The following is a 17,072-nucleotide window of genomic DNA, read 5'->3' on the forward strand; positions in this document are numbered from 1 at the left end:
GCCCGGGGTGCCACCTAGAATCGGCGCATGCACATTCATATCCTGGGCATTTGCGGCACTTTCATGGGCGGACTGGCCGCACTCGCCCGCGAGGCCGGCCACCGCGTGACCGGCTGCGACGCCGGCGTCTATCCCCCCATGAGCGACCAGTTGCGTGCCCTGGGCATCGACCTGATCGAAGGATTCGGGGCCGACCAGATGGCCCTGGCGCCCGACATGTATGTGGTCGGCAACGTGGTCAGCCGCGCCCGCCTGCCCGACGGTGCGCCGAAGTTTCCGCTGATGGAAGCCATCCTGGAAGCCGGCGCGCCCTACACCAGCGGTCCGCAATGGCTGGCCGAGCACGTGCTCCAGGGCCGCCATGTGCTGGCGGTCGCCGGCACCCACGGCAAGACCACCACCACCTCGATGCTGGCCTGGGTGCTCGAAGCCAACGGGTTGAATCCGGGTTTTCTCGTGGGTGGGGTACCGATGAACTTCGGCGTGTCGGCGAGGCTGGGCGCCGGCAAGACTTTCGTCATCGAAGCGGACGAGTACGACACCGCCTTCTTCGACAAACGCAGCAAGTTCGTGCACTACCGCCCGCGCACCGCCGTGCTCAACAACCTCGAGTTCGACCACGCGGACATCTTCGACAACCTGGCCGCGATCGAGCGCCAGTTCCACCATCTGGTGCGCACGGTGCCCGGCAGCGGCCGGCTGGTGGTCAACGGGCTCGAAGAAAGCCTGGACCGCGTCCTGCACATGGGCCACTGGAGCGAGGTGCGAACCTTCGGCGCTGCGGTCAGCGACTTCAGCGCCATCGGCGAACCGCACGCCTTCGACGTGCAGGAGCGCGGCCAGACCGTTGCACGCGTAGAGTGGGCACTCACTGGCGAGCACAACCAACTCAACGCGCTGGCCGCGATTGCCGCCGCCCAGCACGTCGGCGTGGCACCGGCCGATGCGGCGCGGGCGCTGTCCGGTTTCCAGAACGTGCGACGCCGCATGGAGGTGCGCGGTACCGTCGCGCGGGCCGACGGGCCGGTCACGGTCTACGACGACTTCGCCCACCATCCGACGGCCATCCGGACCACGCTGGATGGCCTGCGCCGGCGCCTTGGCGCGAACGGTGGCCGCATCCTGGCGGTGTTCGAACCACGCAGCAACACCATGAAACTGGGCACCATGAAGTCCCAGCTCCCCTGGAGCCTGGAAGCTGCCGACCTGGCGTTCTGCCACAGCGGCGGGCTCGACTGGGACGCGGCGGAAGCGCTGGCACCCATGGGCACGCGCGCCAGCGTCGGCCAGAACATCGAGGCGCTGGTTCAGCAAGTCGTGGCGGCCGCACGCGGCGGCGACCACATCGTCTGCATGAGCAACGGCGGCTTCGGCGGCATCCACGCCCGCCTGCTCACCGCGCTCGGCGCCGCGCCTCAGTAACCCAGTGACATCGTGGCCAGATCGACCGTGATGGTCGGCTTGGCCAGCGCGCCGCTGGTCGCGCGGGCGAAGCTCTCGGCCCAGTCGCGGTGCGCGGCATCGCGAAAACGTTCCTGGCCGGCGGCCTGCGCCACGCTGAGGACCTTGTCCGCCGTCAGCACCTTGCCGGTCAGGCGGATCGGCTCGCATTCGAACGCCGTGAACTGGCCATCGAGCCAGGCGCGTGCCTGGTCGTTGGGCATCGGCTGCACGGCATCGAGGTCAAAACGGTAGCTGGCGTTTTCGCCCCAGGTCACGGTGACTTGGCTGCGCATCGGAACACTCCTTGGAGAGGTTGAACATCCATCGGGCCATCGTCTGGATGGCCCCACACCAGCATTGTGCGCCTGCCGGCGCGGGTGCCCAGTCAGGTCCCGGACCCGCGGTGGGACTCGGCCTTGCCGGTCGAAATGCGCAGCGGGGAATGGACCGCCTCGCGCAGGATGCTCGATGGCGCCACCGAGCCGGAATGCTCGTGCTGGCGCGAGACCGGATCGATGTTGGCCTGGTCGAACCGCAGCGACACCATCGAGCGGCGGGTGTCCGCTTCGGCCCGGCGGGCGCTGTCGACGTCGGTGGTGAGCGCACCGCCATGGTAGAGCGCCCCCAGATGACGCACCAGCTGGCGTTCGGGCAGTCCGCTGCGTTCCAGCAGCTGGCTGAAGGTGGCGGGGCGGGTCATGAGTTCGCGCATGAGGGACAGGTGGTCCTCGTCGAACCAGTGCGCCGGCAAACGTGGCACACGGCGCAGGTAGATGCGCGGCCCCCGGTAGCGTGCCGGCAACACATCGCGCTGCGTGCGCACGGCATAGCCCCACATCACCCGGTACAGCGGCAGACGGATGAACGACGGCGGCACTTCGCGCGACAGATGCTCCCCATGGACCCACTCGGCCATGCTCAGGTCCACCGGGCGCGCGGGAATCGACAGCGCCGCCTGCCAGCGCGGAATATCCAGCAGGGCCAGCAGCTTGCTGCCCAGCGTCACATGGACCACGCCGCCCGAGCGGTACTGGTGCAGCCGTTCGATCAGTTCGGCGCCCAGCGCGAACTGGGTGCGCAGGGGCCGCAGCCAGGCCTCGAACCGTTGCAGGCGCTGGCGCACGCTGGTTTCGCTGTCGGCCTCGAAAAACTCCGCCGAGGCAAAACCTTCCGGCAAGGGGGTGGCGAATGCCAGCGGGCGGTCCACTTCGGCGCGGTTGAGTGTCAGTCGCTCGCCGCTGCCGAACGGATGCCGGATCACAACCTCGTCCCGTCCCAGCACCTCGACCGCATCGCCGGCGATCATCCAGGCGTCGGCCAGGTGGGGGTCGCAGCTGCGCCACATGGGCCAGCCGGCCGGCGCCTGGGCCGCCCATTCCTGCAGGCGCAGACCCGCCGGTTCGGCAAAACCCAACAGCCCCAGACCCAGTACCGGTTGTTCCACGGATGCTCCCAACGCCAGACCGACAAAGGCTTCGCGGAACGGTGGTGAGGCGCGCCAGCGAAGCCCTCCAATTAGAACATCGGCACCGGCGCGGGAACATCAAGCCCGCGCGATGCGGTCGATATCAACGGCGGGCGGCAGCGACCGCCTGCGACAGAACATCGAGAGCCTGCAGCGAGTCGTCCCAGCCCAGACAGGCGTCGGTGATGCTCTTGCCATATTCGAGCTGGCGCACGTCGTCCTTGCCCGGGGTGAACTTCTGGGCACCGGCTTCGATGTGGCTCTCGATCATCACGCCGAACACGCTGCGCGAGCCGCCCTGGATCTGGGCCGCGATGTCCCGGGCCACCTCCAGCTGCTTTTCGTGCTGCTTGCTGCTGTTGGCGTGGCTGCAGTCGACCATCAGGCGCGGCGTCAGCTTGGCGGCTTCGAGTTCCTTGACGGCAGCGGCCACGTGGGTGGCGTCGTAGTTGGGCGCCTTGCCACCGCGCAGGATGACGTGGCAGTCCTTGTTGCCATTGGTCTGCACGATGGCGACCTGGCCGTTCTTGTGCACCGACAGGAAGTGGTGGCCACGCGCGGCGGCCTGGATGGCGTCGGTGGCGATCTTGATGTTGCCGTCGGTGCCGTTCTTGAAGCCGATCGGCGCCGACAGACCCGAGGCCAGCTCGCGGTGCACCTGGCTTTCGGTGGTGCGCGCGCCGATGGCGCCCCAGGCGATCAGGTCACCGATGTACTGCGGGCTGATCACGTCGAGGAACTCGCTGCCGGCCGGCAGGCCCTGGCGGTTGATCTCGATCAGCAGCTGGCGCGCGATGCGCAGGCCTTCGTCGATGCGGTAGCTCTCGTCCAGGTAGGGGTCGTTGATCAGCCCCTTCCAGCCCACCGTGGTGCGCGGCTTCTCGAAGTACACGCGCATCACGATTTCCAGCGTGTCGGCGTATTTCTCGCGCAGCGGCTTGAGGCGGCGTGCGTAGTCCAGCGCGGCGGCCGGATCGTGGATCGAACAGGGGCCGATCACCACCAGCAGGCGGTCGTCCTTGCCGTGCAGGATGTCGTGGATGCGGCTGCGGGTCTGCTTGATCAGGCCTTCCACCGGCGTGCCGGCGATGGGGAAGAAGCGGATGAGGTGTTCGGGCGGGGGGAGCACGGTGATGTCCTTGATGCGCTGGTCGTCGGTCTGGCTGGTCTTGTCGGCAGGCCGCGCATACCAGGCATCGCTGGCGGCAGTGGTCTTGGCGTTCATCGAAGGGCTCCTCGCAGGGTTGGAAAGTGAAAGGGTGAAAAAAAACCGCCGGGCTGTGGGCCCGGCGGTTTGGGAGGGTTTCGGTTGCTTTGCGCGCTTACACCGTTGCCTCTCGTCCGCCGGGGACAGAGAACCAAAAGTAAAAGCCAAAAAAGTTGGCGGCGCGGGTTTGCATAGGTCGCGAATGTAGCACAGGCGTTTTGACGGCCGACTTACACGCCTTGTTCAGGCCGTGCCGCCCACCGTCAGGCCTTCGATGCGCAGCGTCGGCTGGCCCACGCCCACCGGCACGCTCTGGCCTTCCTTGCCACAGGTGCCCACGCCGCTGTCCAGCCGCATGTCGTTGCCGATCATGCTGATCTTCTTGAGCGACTCGGGACCGCTGCCGACCAGGGTCGCGCCCTTGACCGGGTACTGGATCTTGCCGTTCTCGACCCAGTAGGCCTGGCTGGCGGAGAAGACGAACTTGCCGCTGGTGATGTCGACCTGGCCGCCGCCGAAGTTGGTTGCGTACAGGCCTTTCTTGATCGAGGCGACGATTTCTTCCGGCGCCTTGTCGCCACCCAGCATGTAGGTGTTGGTCATGCGCGGCATCGGCACGTGGGCGTAACTCTCGCGCCGGCCGTTGCCGGTCGGCTTGACGCCCATCAGGCGCGCGTTCATCGCGTCCTGGATGTAGCCCTTGAGGATGCCATCCTCGATCAGCACGTTCTTCTGCGTCGTGCAGCCTTCGTCGTCGACGTTGAGCGAGCCGCGGCGGTCGGCGATGGTGCCGTCGTCCAGCACGGTCACGCCCTTGGCCGCCACGCGCTGGCCGATGCGGCCGGCAAAAGCGCTGGAGCCCTTGCGATTGAAATCACCTTCCAGGCCATGGCCGACGGCTTCGTGCAGCAGCACGCCGGGCCAGCCGGGGCCAAGCACCACGGTCATCTCGCCGGCCGGGGCCGGGCGGGCCTCCAGATTGGTCAGCGCCGACGACACGGCTTCCTCGACGTAACCGTCCACCGTCGCGTCGTCAAAATACGCCAGCCCGAACCGGCCGCCGCCGCCGGAACTGCCCATCTCGCGCCGGCCATTCTGCTCGGCGATCACCGTCAGCGACAGGCGCACCAGCGGCCGCACGTCGGCCGCCACCGTGCCGTCCGCGCGCGCGATCAGCACCACATCGTGTTCCGCCGCGAGGCTGGCCATGACCTGCACCACCCGCGGGTCGCGCGCCTTGGCCAGCTGCTCCACCTTTTCCAGCAGGGCGATCTTGGCCGTGCTGTCGAGCGAGCCGATCGGGTCCAGACCGGGGTAGAGCGATCGCGACTTCGAAGGCTTGACCGACGGCACCCGCACCTTGCGGCTCTGGCCCTGACCGGAAATCGAGCGCACGGTGTGCGCCGCATCCAGCAGCGAGGCCCAGGACAGGTCGTCCGAGTAGGCAAACGCCGTCTTTTCACCAGCGACCGCGCGCACGCCGACGCCCTGGTCGATGCTGAAGCTGCCGGTCTTGACGATGCCCTCCTCCAGGCTCCAGCCCTCGCTGCGGGTGGTCTGGAAATAGAGGTCAGCGTCGTCGGCGCCGTGCGAGGCGATTTCGCCGAGCGCACGTTGCAGATGGGACATGGTCAGGCCGTACGGCGTGAGCAGCAGGCTTTCGGCGGTGGCCAGTCGGGCCAGGGTGGGTTCGCGGGCAATCATGGGGGGATTGTAGGAAGCCGGGCGCCACCGTGCCGGAACAGGGCCCCGACCCCGCCCCCGTCAGTGGGATTGGGCCGGCCCGGCTCGCAGCAAGGACAGCAGCGCGCCGTCGTCCAGGTCGGCCATGCCCGCGGCATGGGCCCGCGCGAACACGGCCGCCGCGCGGGCGCCCAGCGGGCCCTCGAAACCCGCCGCCGTCGCCGCCTCGACAGCCAGCCGGGTGTCCTTTTCCAGCAGGGTGACATGGGCACGCGGGTCGAAATCACCCGCAATGGCCCGGCGCATGCGGTCCGAGCCGATCCAGCTCTGGCCGCTGGACTGTTCGATCACATCCAGCGTGGCGGCCAGGTCCAGGCCGAGCCGCTCGGCCAGCGCCATCACCTCGGCCGCCCCGACCAGGTTGATGCCGGCCAGCAGGTTGTTGACGAGTTTGGTGCGGGCGCCGTCGCCCACCCGTTCGCTGATCACGAAACGTCGGGACGACAGCCGCACCAGCAGGCCCTCGTGACGGGTCAGCTCCGCGTTCGGCGCCGCCAGCATCAGGCTCATGCTGCCATCGCGCGCCCGGGCCGGGCCGCCCGACATGGGCGCATCGATGCAGCCGATGCCACGTTCGGACAAGGCGTCCGCCAGCGCTTCGGTGTCCTGCGGGGCAATGGTCGGGCAGAGCATCACGGTCTGGCCCGGACGCAGGCGATTCACGGCCCCGTCGGCCCCGAGCAGCACCGCGCGCGACTGGTCGGCATCGACCACGCAGACGATCAGCAAGCCCTCGTCAACCAAGGCAGCAGCGGCCAGTGCCGGGGTGTCGGCCAGGGACGCCCCAGCCGACGCCGCCTGCTGCTGCCGCCGCAGATCGATGTCACAGGCCACGACCGGCACGCCGCCGTCACACAGCCGCGCCACCATCGCTCCGCCCATGTTGCCGGCGCCGATGACCGCGACCGAGTACCCGCGCAGCGGCGGAGCGTGGGGGCCGTCACCCGTCATGACTGCATTAGCCGCTTGGACTTGGCGATCGACATCAGGATGCCGAGCGCCACGCCCAGCGTCACCATCGCGGTGCCGCCATAGCTGATGAAGGGCAGCGGCACCCCCACCACCGGCAGGATGCCACTGACCATGCCCATGTTCACGAACGCGTAAACGAAGACGTTGAGCGTCATCGCCCCGGCCAGCAGACGCGCGAACAGGGTCGGCGCCTCCAGCGCGATGGTCAGGCCGCGCACGATCAGGAAGATGAAACCGGCGATCAGGCTCAGCGTGCCGGCCAGCCCGAATTCTTCGGAAAACGCGGCAAAGATGAAGTCGGTGGTGCGCTCGGGGATGAACTCCAGGTGGGTCTGCGTGCCCTGCATGAAGCCCTTGCCCCAGACACCGCCGGAGCCGATCGCGATCATGCCCTGGATGATGTGGAAACCCTTGCCCAGCGGGTCCTTGGAGGGGTCCAGCAGCGTGCAGATGCGTTGGCGCTGGTATTCGTGCAGGATCTTCCAGTCCACATCGGGCGCGCACCACTGCGGCTCCATGGCGACGATGACCACCACCCCGATCACCCCGAGCAGCACCGGCGGGATGATCAGCTTCCAGCTCAGACCGGCGAAAAAGATCACCGCCAGGCCCGACGCCACCACCAGCAGCGTCGTGCCCAGGTCGGGCTGCTTGAGGATCAGCGCGGCCGGTACCGCCAGCAGCACCCCGGCCATCACGAAGTCCAGCGGCTTGAGCATGCCTTCCCGCCGCTGGAACCACCAGGCCAGCATCAGCGGCATGGCCACCTTCATCACCTCGCTGGGCTGGATCACGATGCCCACGTTGATCCACCGCGTCGCGCCCTTCTTGGTGATGCCGAACAGCGCCACGCCCAGCAGCAGGATCACCCCCAGCGTGTACATCGGCACCGCCAGCGCCATCAGCCGCTGCGGCGGCACCTGCGCCAGGGTGAACAGCACCACCGCCGCCAGCGCCATGTTGCGGCCATGGCTGGAGAAACGCGTGCCGTGGTCGAACCCGACCGAATACATCGTGACCAGACCGCCGCAGGCCAGCAGGATCACGGCGAGCGCCAGGGGCACATCAAAGCCCCGGAAGACCGGGCTGATGCGTTGCCAGAGAGTGGGTTTGTCGAGAACGGCGGCCATGAGGACGCGATTATCCTTTGCCCATGACCACCTCCGCCGCCCCCCGCACCAGTCACCTGCTCTACCTGCACGGCTTCCGGTCCTCGCCCCAGTCCGCCAAGGCGCTGATGGTGGCGCAACGGGTCCGCGAGCGGCACCCGGGCGTGGTCTGGTGCTGCCCGCAGCTGCCGCCCTCGCCGCAGGAAGCCACCACGCAGATGCGTTCGCTCACGGACGGCTGGCCGCGCGAAGGCATGGCGGTGATCGGCTCGTCGCTGGGTGGCTTCTATGCGCGCTGGCTGTCCCTGCAGCGGGACTGCCGGGCGGCCCTGCTCAATCCGGCGCCATTTCCCCAGCGCGACCTGAAGAAATACATCGGCGAGCACCCGGTCTGGCAGAACCCGGACGAACACATCTTCTTTCGCGCCGAATTCGTCGATGAGCTGCAAGCGCTGGCCCGCGACATCGACCGGCGGATGCCACAGACCCCGGCGACACCAGACCGGCTGTTCGCCCTGGTTTCCGAGAAGGACGAGGTGCTGGACTGGCACGAAATGACGACGTTCTGCGCCGGCGGCGACATCCGGCGGCTGCCCGACGGCGACCATGCGATCAGCGACTTCGAGCAACATCTGGACGCGCTGATGCGGTTCCTGCGACCGCTGGACTGAGCGCGGGATGCACCGCCCGGCATGGGACAATCCCGCCCCATGCACATCCTGTTCGATGAAGCCGGCAAACTGATGACCGGCCGTCTCCTGTCCGAAGCCGAAAGCTCCCTGCAAGTCGAGCTCGACTCCGGCAAACGCGTGAAGGTCAAGCTGGCCAACACCCTGCTGCGGTTCGAGAAACCCGCCCCGGCCCAGCTCATGCCCGCCGCCACCACCCTGGCCGCGTCCATGGAGCTGGAGCTGGCCTATGAGTTCGCCCCCGAGGACGAGTTCGGATTCGCCGATCTCGCGGCCGACTATTTCAGCGATCCGGCGACCACCGAGCAGCAGGTCGCCGCGCTGATCTGCCTGCAGGGCGCGCCGCACTACTTCCGCCGCGCCGGCAAGGGCCGTTACAAAAAGGCGCCGGCCGAGGTCGTGGCGCAGGCGCTCGCCGCGATCGAGAAGAAGCAACAGATCCAGGCGCAGATCGACGGCTGGACCGCCGAACTGGTGGCCGGCCACTGCCCGGAGCCGGTGCGCCAGCAGCTCTACAAGATCCTGTTCAAGCCCGACAAGAACGCGCCCGAGTACAAGGCCGTGGTCGAGGCCGCGCGCAGCAGCCACCTCAATCCGCTGGCCCTGCTGGAAAAGGCCGGCGCCATCAGCAGCGCCTACCAGTTCCACTGGCAGCGCTTCCTGTTCGACCAGTTCCCCAAGGGCACCGGCTTCCCGGCCCTGCAGGCGCCGGCCATCACCGACGAATTGCCGCTGGCCGCCGTGCAGGCGTTCTCCATCGACGACTCGCAGACCACCGAGATCGACGACGCGCTCTCGCTGCAGGGCCTGGGCAGCGGCACGGTCACGCTGGGCATCCACATCGCGGCACCGGGCCTGGCGGTCCAGCCCGACAGTCCGGTCGACCAGGTCGCGCGCCACCGCCTGTCCACGGTCTACATGCCCGGCCACAAGATCACCATGCTGCCCGACGCCGTGGTGCAGAGCTACACGCTGGAAGCCGGGCGCGACTGCCCGGCGGTCTCGCTGTACGTGAGCTTCGACGAAGCCACGCTGGAACTCAAGGACAGCCGCACCGCGCTGGAGCGGGTGCCGATCGCGCACAACCTGCGCCACGACCAGCTCGACAGCGTGATCACCGAAGCCTGGCTGACCGGGGAATCCCCGGTGGGCGCCGCGAACGGCGAGATCGCCGCGCTGCAGCCGCAGCTGGCCTTCATCTTCCGCCTCGCGAAGCACCTCAAGTCGCAGCGCGAGGTGGTGCGCGGCAAGCCCGAGACCTTCAACCGGCCCGACTACACCTTCAAGCTGCAGGGCGTGACCGGCAGCGAACCGGACGGCAGCGAGACCGTGGTGATCGGTACCCGCTCGCGCGGCGCGCCGCTGGACCTGATGGTGGCCGAGGCCATGATCCTGGCCAACAGCACCTGGGGCCTGTGGCTCGCCGCCTGTGGCGTGCCCGGCATCTACCGCAGCCAGGCCAGCCTCGCGCCGGGCATGAAGGTGCGCATGGGCACCCGCGCCCAGCCGCACGCCGGCATCGGCGTCAAGGCCTACGCCTGGAGCACCTCGCCCTTGCGCCGCTATGTCGACCTGGTCAACCAGTGGCAGATCATTGCCTGCGCGCGCCACGGCAACACGGCCGCGCTGGTGGCGCCGTTCAAGCCCAAGGACGCCAACCTGATGGCCGTCATCAGCAGCTTCGACGCCGCCTACACCGCCTACAACGGCTTCCAGAACGGCATGGAACGTTTCTGGACCCTCAAGCACCTGCAGCAGGCCGGCATCACGGAGCTGACCGCCACGCTGATCAAGGACAACCTGGTGCGCGCCGACAGCCTGCCGCTGGTGCTGCCGGTGATGGGGGCCGAAGGCCTGCCGCGCGGCGCGCACGTGAAGGTTCGCCTGGGCGACATCGACGAGATCGCGCTGGACGTCTCGGGCACGGTGATCGAGCGGCTGGACGGACCGGTGGCGGATGCCGACGAATCGGCCGAGGAAGACGACGAAGACCTGGGCGCGCCGCTGGCCCTGGCGATCGACGTCAGCGAGGCCGAGCCCGGCGCTGCCGACGCGACGGCCGCCCCCTGACGCTGCACGGATAATCGCGCCCGTGAATCCGGTTCTGAACTTCCTGCGGCGGCTGAGCACCCTGCAGATCGCGCTCGGCATCTCCGTCGCGGTCCATGCGGTGCTGCTGACGGTCCGCTTCGTCGACCCCGAGGGCTTCAACCGGGTGTTCCAGGACACGCCGCTGGAGGTGATCCTGGTCAACGCCAAGAGCGAGGAGCGGCCCGAGAAGGCGCGCGCCATCGCCCAGGCCTCGCTGGCCGGCGGCGGCGATGCCGAAAAGGGCCGCGCGACCTCGCCCCTGCCCTCGATGCAGGAAGCCCGGCTGGGCGAAACGCCGGAAGAAGACGAGCGCATGATCGAGGCGCTCAAACAGCAGCAGAGCCAGATCCTGGCCCAGGTCAAGCAGCAGCTGGCCACCATGCCGCCGCCCGACCTGCAGGCCGTGAACCCGAGCCCGGAATCGGTCGACCGCGAGCGCCGCCGCCAGTTGCTGACCAAGCTGCTGGCCGAGATCGAAAAACGCATCAACGAAGAGAACGCGCGGCCGCGCAAGCGCTACATCAGCCCGGCCACGCGCGAAGAGGTCTACGCGATCTACTACGACGAGCTGCGCCGCAAGATCGAGGACCGCGGCACCACCAACTTCCCCGAAGTCGCCGGCCGCAAGCTCTACGGCGAGCTGACCATGGTCATCACGGTCAACCACACCGGCCAGGTGCTCGGCACCGAGATCGTGCAGACCTCGGGCAACACCACGCTGGACCGGCGCGCCGAGTCGATCGTGCGCAGCCTGGGCTTTGGCAAGTTCAACGAAGCGATGCGCCGCCGCGCCGAGCAGATCGTGGTGGTGTCGCGCTTCCGCTTCACACGCGAAGCCGGCCTGCAGACCCAGATGGGTGCGCAGTGACATGAGATCGATTGGCCGCTGGTTGCTGTGGGTGGTGCTGGCGGGTCTGGCCCTGCAGCTGTTCTTCGTGCTGCGGATCGCGCTGATGCTGGTGGTCGCGCCGCAGAGCACGGCCTTCATGCGTTCGGAGGCCTGGCAGATCGCCAGCGGCTCGCTGACCACCGACAAGTCCTGGCACTGGTCGTCGCAATGGGTCGACTACCAGGACATCAACCCCAACCTCAAGCGCGCGGTCATGGCCTCGGAAGACGCCGGCTTCCCCGAGCACGGCGGCGTCGACTGGGACGCCATCGAGGCGGCCTGGGCCAAGAACGAGAAGCGCCAGGAGCAGGCCGAGAAGCGCCAGGAGCAGATCGAGAAGAAGCTGGCCAACAAACCCGAAGCGGCCGAAGCGGCCCTCAAGAAGGTCAAGCCGGCCAAGATCCTTGGCGGCTCGACCATCACCCAGCAACTGGCCAAGAACCTGCTGCTCTCGGGCGAACGCAGCCTGCTGCGCAAGGGCCAGGAACTGGTGCTCACACTGACGCTGGAAGCCGTGCTGAGCAAGCGCCGCATCCTGGAGATCTACCTCAACAGCGTCGAGTGGGGCGAAGGCGTGTTCGGTGCCGAGGCCGCGGCGCAGCGCTACTTCAAGAAGCCTGCCTCGCAGCTCAATGCCCACGAAGCGGCGCGGCTGGCGGTGATGCTGCCCAGCCCCAAGTTCTTCGAAACCCGTCCCGGCTCGGCCTACCTGTCCCGGCGCACTGCCACCATCGTCGCGCGCATGGGCGACGTGAACCCACCATGAGCGTCGCCCGGCCGCTCCGAAGACGCTCTGCCCCGAAGTGCGCAGCACGAAGGGAGTTCCATTGAACTGGCGCGCCAAGGCCATGGGCATGTTCCTGCTGGGCCTGGTGCGTGCGCTCACCGGCGCGCAGGCCCGCTGGTACGGCTGCCCGCCCAAGGCCGAGCAGCGCATCTATTTCGCCAACCACCAGAGCCACGCCGATCTGGTGCTGATCTGGGCGGCGCTGCCGACCGAGCTGCGCAGCATCACGCGCCCGATCGCCGCCAAGGACTACTGGACCGCCTCCAACTTCAAACGCTGGATCACCACCGCCGTGTTCAACGCGGTCTACGTCGAGCGCGAACGCAAGGGCGACGAAGACCCGCTGCAGCCACTGATCGATGCGCTGGACAGCGGCGACTCGCTGATCATCTTCCCGGAAGGCACGCGCGGCCACGCCGACGAGCCGCAGCCCTTCAAGTCCGGCCTGTACAACCTCGCAAAACGTTTTCCGGACGTCGTGCTGGTCCCGGCCTGGATCCACAACGTGCAGCGCGTGATCCCCAAGGGCGAGGTGATTCCGGTGCCCGTGCTGTGCTCGGTCACCTTCGGTGAGCCGGTGAAGCTGGGTGCCGACGAAGACCGCGGTGTCTTCCTCACCCGCGCCCGCGACGCCGTGGTCGCCCTGCGCGAGGTCTGATCCATGGGCCTGACCTCCTTCCTGCGCAGCCTCACGCCCGACCAGCAGGTCAGCCTGGTGTTCGTGCTGCTGTTCGGCCTGCTGTTGCTGGCCAGCGGCGTGTCGGTGCTGCTGTCGATGCGCGAACGCCGCCGCGCCGATGGTGCCGAACCCTCGCCCGCCCGGCCCCATGAATACCAGGCCCTGCTGCGCAACTCGTGGATCATGGCGCTGGTGTTCTGGGTCGCCTGGGCCGCGGGCGACGGCTTTGCCATCGTGCTGTTCGGCTTCGTCTCGTTCTTCATCCTGCGCGAGTTCATCAGCCTTTCGCCCACCCGCCGGGGCGACCACCGCAGCCTGGTGATGGCCTTCTTCATCGTGTTGCCGCTGCAGTACGCGCTGGTCTGGAACCGGGAGTTCAACCTGTTCACCGTGTTCGTCCCGGTGTACGTGTTCCTGGCGATCCCGGTGGTCAGCGCGCTGGGCAACGATCCGCAGCGCTTCCTGGAGCGCAACGCCAAGCTGCAGTGGGGCATCATGGTCTGCGTTTACGGCATGAGCCACGTGCCGGCCCTGCTGTTGCTGCAGTTTCCGCGCTTCGCCGGCAAGATGGCCTTTCTCGTGCTGTTCCTCGTGCTCGTGGTGCAGACCTGCATGCTGGTCCAGCACCTGGTCGCGCGGCGGCTGGACAAACCGGTCGCCCCGGCCATCAGCGAGAGCTTCCAGTGGCGCAGCTGGGGCGCCGGCCTGCTGGTCGGCGGACTGCTGGGCGCCGCGCTGGCCGGGCTGACGCCGTTCAAGCCTCTGCCGGCGCTGGCCATGGCGCTGATCGCCTGTGCGGCCGGTTCGCTGGGACACCTGGTGATGAAGGCCATCAAGCGCGACCGCGGCGTGACCCACTGGGGCTCGGCCGGCCGCTCGGTGACCGGCGCCAGCGGGATGCTCGACCGTGTGGACGCCCTGTGTTTTGCCGCACCGGTGTTTTTCCATTCGGTGCGCTGGAACTTCAACCTCTGACGGGCGACCCCACCCATGCGCATCCTCGGCATCGACCCCGGCCTGCAGTGCACCGGCTTCGGCGTGGTCGACACCGAAGGCGCGGCCCTGCACTACGTGGCCAGCGGCACGATCCAGACCAGCCCCAAGGACGGCGCCCTGCTGCCGGCGCGGCTCAAGATCCTGTTCGACGGCATCAGCGAGGTGGTGCAGCGCTACCAGCCCGAAGTGGCGGCCTGCGAAATCGTGTTCGTCAACGTCAACCCGCAGGCCACGCTGCTGCTGGGCCAGGCGCGCGGCTGCTGCCTGACGGCCCTGGTCGCGAACAACCTGTCGGTGGCCGAGTACACGGCGCTGCAACTCAAGAAAGCCGTGGTCGGCTACGGCCGCGCCGACAAGGCGCAGATGCAGGAGATGGTCAAACGCCTGCTGCAGCTGCCCGGCCTGCCCGGCAAGGACGCGGCCGACGCGCTGGGCCTGTGCATCACGCACGCGCAGGTGGCGCGCAGCGTGGCAGCGATCAACAAGGTGTCACCGCTGCAGGCACGGACGCATGCGGCCTACAAGGGCGGGCGCAGCTACTGAACGCCGCTACAGCAGGCGTTCCAGCACCAGGATGCCGAAGAAGATCAGTGCCGCACTCAGCGACCACTTGAGGATCACCCAGCCCCAGCGCAGGTAGCGCTGATCGCGGGTAAAGGCATAGACGCCGAAACACACGCCCGAGACGATCAGCAGCAGGACCAGGGCAAAACGCAGCAGCAGCATGGTCTGTCCCTGGTCCGCGGCCTCACCAGGCCGGAGCGAGCTGGGCAAAACCCAGCGGTGCTTCGCGCTCGTGTTCGAAGCTCACGATCTCGTAGGCATCGGGCTGGGCCAGCAGGGCGCGCAGCAACTGGTTGTTCATCGCGTGGCCGCTGCGGAAGGCACTGTAGGCGGCCAGCAGAGGCTTGCCCACGATGTACAGGTCGCCGATGGCGTCGAGGATCTTGTGTTTGACGAACTCGTCGGAGTAGCGCAGGCCATCGGCATTGAGCACCTTGACGTCGTCCATCACGATCGCATTGTCCAGCCCGCCACCCAGCGCCAGGCCGTGCGAGCGCATCATCTCGACGTCGCGGGTGAAGCCGAAGGTGCGGGCACGGGCGATCTCGCGCGCGTAGCGGCCGCTGCCCATGTCGAACTCGACGCGCTGGCCGCTGGAGTTGACCGCCGGGTGGTCGAACTCGATCTCGAAACTGAGCTTGTAGCCGTGGAACGGGTCCAGCCGCGCCCACTTGAGGTTGCGGCCCTCCCCCTCGCGCACCTCGACCGGTTTCTTGACCCGGATGAAGCGCTTGGGCTTGTTCTGCAGCGCAATGCCCGCGCTTTGCAGCAGGTAGACGAACGAGGCCGACGATCCGTCAAGGATGGGCACCTCTTCGGCCGTGATGTCGATGTAGAGATTGTCCAGCCCGAGCCCCGAGCAGGCGCTCATCACGTGCTCGATGGTGTTGACCTTGACCCCGCCATTGGAAATCGTCGAGGCCAGCCGGGTGTCGGTCACGGCTTCGGCGGTGACCGGAATGTCCACCGGTTCGGGCAGATCGACCCGGCGGAACACGATGCCGGTATCGGGTGCTGCCGGCCGCAGCGTCAGCTCCACCCGCTGCCCCCCGTGCAGGCCGACACCGACCGCCTTGGTCAGGGATTTGAGCGTTCTTTGAGCAAGCATCCAGCGATTGTAGGTTTCAGGGCAGCTCCGCCATGGCCGGGAAAGCTATCCCGGCCATAGCGAAGTCCCGGAATCAATCGGCTTGCTTGCGCAGGAAGGCCGGGATCTCGAAATCGTCCATGCCACCCGACGCCAGGGCATCGACCTTGGCGGCCGCCTGGGTGCGGTTGGTGCGCCAGACGCTGGGCACGGCCATCGACTCGTAGTTCGGCTGGGCTGAAGCCCCCGGGCCACCAACCGCGGCGTTGACCGTCGGCACGTTGAACGGGGCGTTGTCGGTGCCGGTGCGCAGCACCTGCAGCGGAGGCGCGGTGCGGCGGGCGCCGGCGCGGCTCAGGCCGGTGGCCACCACGGTCACGCGCATGTCGTCGCCCAGGCTGTCGTCGTAGGCGGCGCCATAGATCACATGGGCGTCGGCCGCGGCGTAGGCCTTGATGGCGTTCATCGCCTCCTTCGACTCCTTGAGCTTCAGGCTGCCCTTCGAGGCAGTCACCAGCACCAGCACGCCCTTGGCGCCGGACAGGTCGACCCCTTCCAGCAGCGGGCAGGCCACGGCCTGCTCGGCGGCGATGCGGGCGCGGTCCGGACCGCTGGCGGTCGCGGTGCCCATCATGGCCTTGCCGGGTTCGCCCATCACGGTGCGCACGTCTTCGAAGTCGACGTTCACGTTGCCGTACTCGTTGATGATCTCGGCGATGCCGCCGACGGCGTTCTTGAGCACGTCGTTGGCGTGGGCGAAGGCTTCGTCCTGCGTGATGTCATCGCCCAGCACGTCCAGCAGCTTCTCGTTGAGCACCACGATCAGCGAATCGACGTTGGCTTCGAGCTCGGCCAGGCCGCTGTCGGCGTTCTGCATGCGGCGGCCGCCTTCCCAGTCGAAGGGCTTGGTCACCACGCCCACCGTCAGGATGCCCATTTCCTTGGCCACACGGGCGATCACGGGCGCGGCGCCGGTACCGGTGCCGCCGCCCATGCCGGCGGTGATGAACAGCATGTGGGCGCCATCGATGGCGGCGCGGATTTCTTCTTCGGCGGCTTCGGCAGCCTCACGGCCCTTTTCCGGCTTGCTGCCGGCGCCCAGGCCCGAACCACCGAGCTGGATGGTGCGTGCGGCGTGGCTGCGGGTCAGGGCCTGCGCATCGGTGTTGGCGCAGATGAACTCCACGCCCTGAACATGGCGTTCGATCATGTGGTCCACCGCATTGCCGCCACCGCCGCCGACGCCGATGACCTTGATCTGTGTGCCCATGTTGAACTCTTCCACTTCGATCATTTCGATGCTCATTGTTCTCTCCTGTGAGGCCCTGGTCCGCTGGGGGTCGGGCATGGT

Annotated in this window: 17 protein-coding genes; 8 read left to right on the forward strand and 9 right to left on the reverse strand. The window is 67.9% G+C overall.

The window, feature by feature from the left end; genetic code table 11:
- Window positions 1-27: 27 nt before the first annotated feature.
- Window positions 28-1,422 carry a UDP-N-acetylmuramate:L-alanyl-gamma-D-glutamyl-meso-diaminopimelate ligase gene (gene mpl / locus ACS5NL_RS05880; protein ID WP_439352711.1) on the forward strand — a complete coding sequence of 465 codons (1,395 nt, stop codon included), beginning with the start codon at window positions 28-30 and terminating at the stop codon, window positions 1,420-1,422.
- Here the strand turns inward: mpl and ACS5NL_RS05885 are convergent.
- The 6 genes from ACS5NL_RS05885 to rodA all read right to left on the reverse strand — a co-directional run bounded on the left by ACS5NL_RS05885 (window position 1,416) and on the right by rodA (window position 7,960).
- Window positions 1,416-1,736 carry a hypothetical protein gene (locus tag ACS5NL_RS05885; RefSeq protein WP_439352712.1) on the reverse strand — a complete coding sequence of 107 codons (321 nt, stop codon included), beginning with the start codon at window positions 1,734-1,736 and terminating at the stop codon, window positions 1,416-1,418. The two genes, mpl and ACS5NL_RS05885, sit on opposite strands and share 7 nt — an antisense overlap.
- Before the next feature lie 92 nt (window positions 1,737-1,828).
- Window positions 1,829-2,887: a hypothetical protein gene (locus ACS5NL_RS05890; RefSeq protein ID WP_439352713.1), complete on the reverse strand. Its 1,059-nt coding sequence runs from the start codon at window positions 2,885-2,887 to the stop codon at window positions 1,829-1,831.
- 124 nt (window positions 2,888-3,011) lie between these two features.
- Window positions 3,012-4,133 carry a 3-deoxy-7-phosphoheptulonate synthase gene (locus ACS5NL_RS05895; protein WP_439352714.1) on the reverse strand — a complete coding sequence of 374 codons (1,122 nt, stop codon included), beginning with the start codon at window positions 4,131-4,133 and terminating at the stop codon, window positions 3,012-3,014.
- A gap of 225 nt (window positions 4,134-4,358) precedes the next feature.
- Entirely contained in the window at window positions 4,359-5,819 is a 1,461-nt protein-coding gene (tldD, locus tag ACS5NL_RS05900; protein ID WP_439352715.1) for a metalloprotease TldD, read from the reverse strand.
- A gap of 60 nt (window positions 5,820-5,879) precedes the next feature.
- Window positions 5,880-6,809, reverse strand: a complete 930-nt coding sequence (locus tag ACS5NL_RS05905; protein ID WP_439352716.1) for an NAD(P)-dependent oxidoreductase — start codon at window positions 6,807-6,809, stop codon at window positions 5,880-5,882.
- Window positions 6,806-7,960 carry a rod shape-determining protein RodA gene (gene rodA / locus ACS5NL_RS05910; protein ID WP_439352717.1) on the reverse strand — a complete coding sequence of 385 codons (1,155 nt, stop codon included), beginning with the start codon at window positions 7,958-7,960 and terminating at the stop codon, window positions 6,806-6,808. The genes ACS5NL_RS05905 and rodA overlap by 4 nt, the downstream gene beginning before the upstream one ends.
- 23 nt (window positions 7,961-7,983) lie before the next feature.
- On the opposite strand from rodA, the gene ACS5NL_RS05915 reads away from it, so the two are divergent.
- The 7 genes from ACS5NL_RS05915 (at window position 7,984) to ruvC (ending at window position 14,613) form a co-directional block, all read left to right on the forward strand.
- Window positions 7,984-8,610 carry a YqiA/YcfP family alpha/beta fold hydrolase gene (locus tag ACS5NL_RS05915; RefSeq protein WP_439352718.1) on the forward strand — a complete coding sequence of 209 codons (627 nt, stop codon included), beginning with the start codon at window positions 7,984-7,986 and terminating at the stop codon, window positions 8,608-8,610.
- A gap of 39 nt (window positions 8,611-8,649) precedes the next feature.
- Entirely contained in the window at window positions 8,650-10,698 is a 2,049-nt protein-coding gene (locus tag ACS5NL_RS05920; protein ID WP_439352719.1) for a ribonuclease catalytic domain-containing protein, read from the forward strand.
- A gap of 43 nt (window positions 10,699-10,741) precedes the next feature.
- On the forward strand, window positions 10,742-11,587 hold the full coding sequence (locus ACS5NL_RS05925) for an energy transducer TonB (RefSeq protein WP_439352967.1): 846 nt from the start codon (window positions 10,742-10,744) through the stop codon (window positions 11,585-11,587).
- A gap of 1 nt (window position 11,588) precedes the next feature.
- Window positions 11,589-12,374, forward strand: coding sequence for a transglycosylase domain-containing protein (locus tag ACS5NL_RS05930; RefSeq protein WP_439352720.1), 786 nt, complete (start codon window positions 11,589-11,591; stop codon window positions 12,372-12,374).
- 82 nt (window positions 12,375-12,456) lie between these two features.
- Window positions 12,457-13,053, forward strand: a complete 597-nt coding sequence (locus tag ACS5NL_RS05935) for a lysophospholipid acyltransferase family protein (RefSeq protein ID WP_439352968.1) — start codon at window positions 12,457-12,459, stop codon at window positions 13,051-13,053.
- Between the two features lie 9 nt (window positions 13,054-13,062).
- Complete coding sequence (locus tag ACS5NL_RS05940; protein ID WP_439352969.1) at window positions 13,063-14,049, forward strand: phosphatidate cytidylyltransferase; 987 nt, start codon at window positions 13,063-13,065, stop codon at window positions 14,047-14,049.
- 15 nt (window positions 14,050-14,064) lie between these two features.
- Window positions 14,065-14,613 (forward strand): crossover junction endodeoxyribonuclease RuvC, encoded by a 549-nt coding sequence (gene ruvC / locus ACS5NL_RS05945; protein ID WP_439352721.1) that lies wholly within the window; start codon window positions 14,065-14,067, stop codon window positions 14,611-14,613.
- A gap of 6 nt (window positions 14,614-14,619) precedes the next feature.
- Here the strand turns inward: ruvC and ACS5NL_RS05950 are convergent, their stop codons facing one another.
- The 3 genes from ACS5NL_RS05950 to ftsZ form a co-directional block, all read right to left on the reverse strand.
- A complete protein-coding gene (locus ACS5NL_RS05950; RefSeq protein WP_439352722.1) occupies window positions 14,620-14,796 on the reverse strand; it encodes a hypothetical protein in 177 nt (58 codons plus the stop codon).
- A gap of 22 nt (window positions 14,797-14,818) precedes the next feature.
- Window positions 14,819-15,742, reverse strand: a complete 924-nt coding sequence (gene lpxC / locus ACS5NL_RS05955; RefSeq protein WP_439352723.1) for a UDP-3-O-acyl-N-acetylglucosamine deacetylase — start codon at window positions 15,740-15,742, stop codon at window positions 14,819-14,821.
- Between the two features lie 73 nt (window positions 15,743-15,815).
- On the reverse strand, window positions 15,816-17,027 hold the full coding sequence (ftsZ, locus tag ACS5NL_RS05960; protein WP_439352724.1) for a cell division protein FtsZ: 1,212 nt from the start codon (window positions 17,025-17,027) through the stop codon (window positions 15,816-15,818).
- Window positions 17,028-17,072: the final 45 nt, after the last annotated feature.

Source organism: Hydrogenophaga sedimenti, assembly GCF_051857515.1.
In the GTDB taxonomy this organism is placed as follows: domain Bacteria; phylum Pseudomonadota; class Gammaproteobacteria; order Burkholderiales; family Burkholderiaceae_C; genus Hydrogenophaga.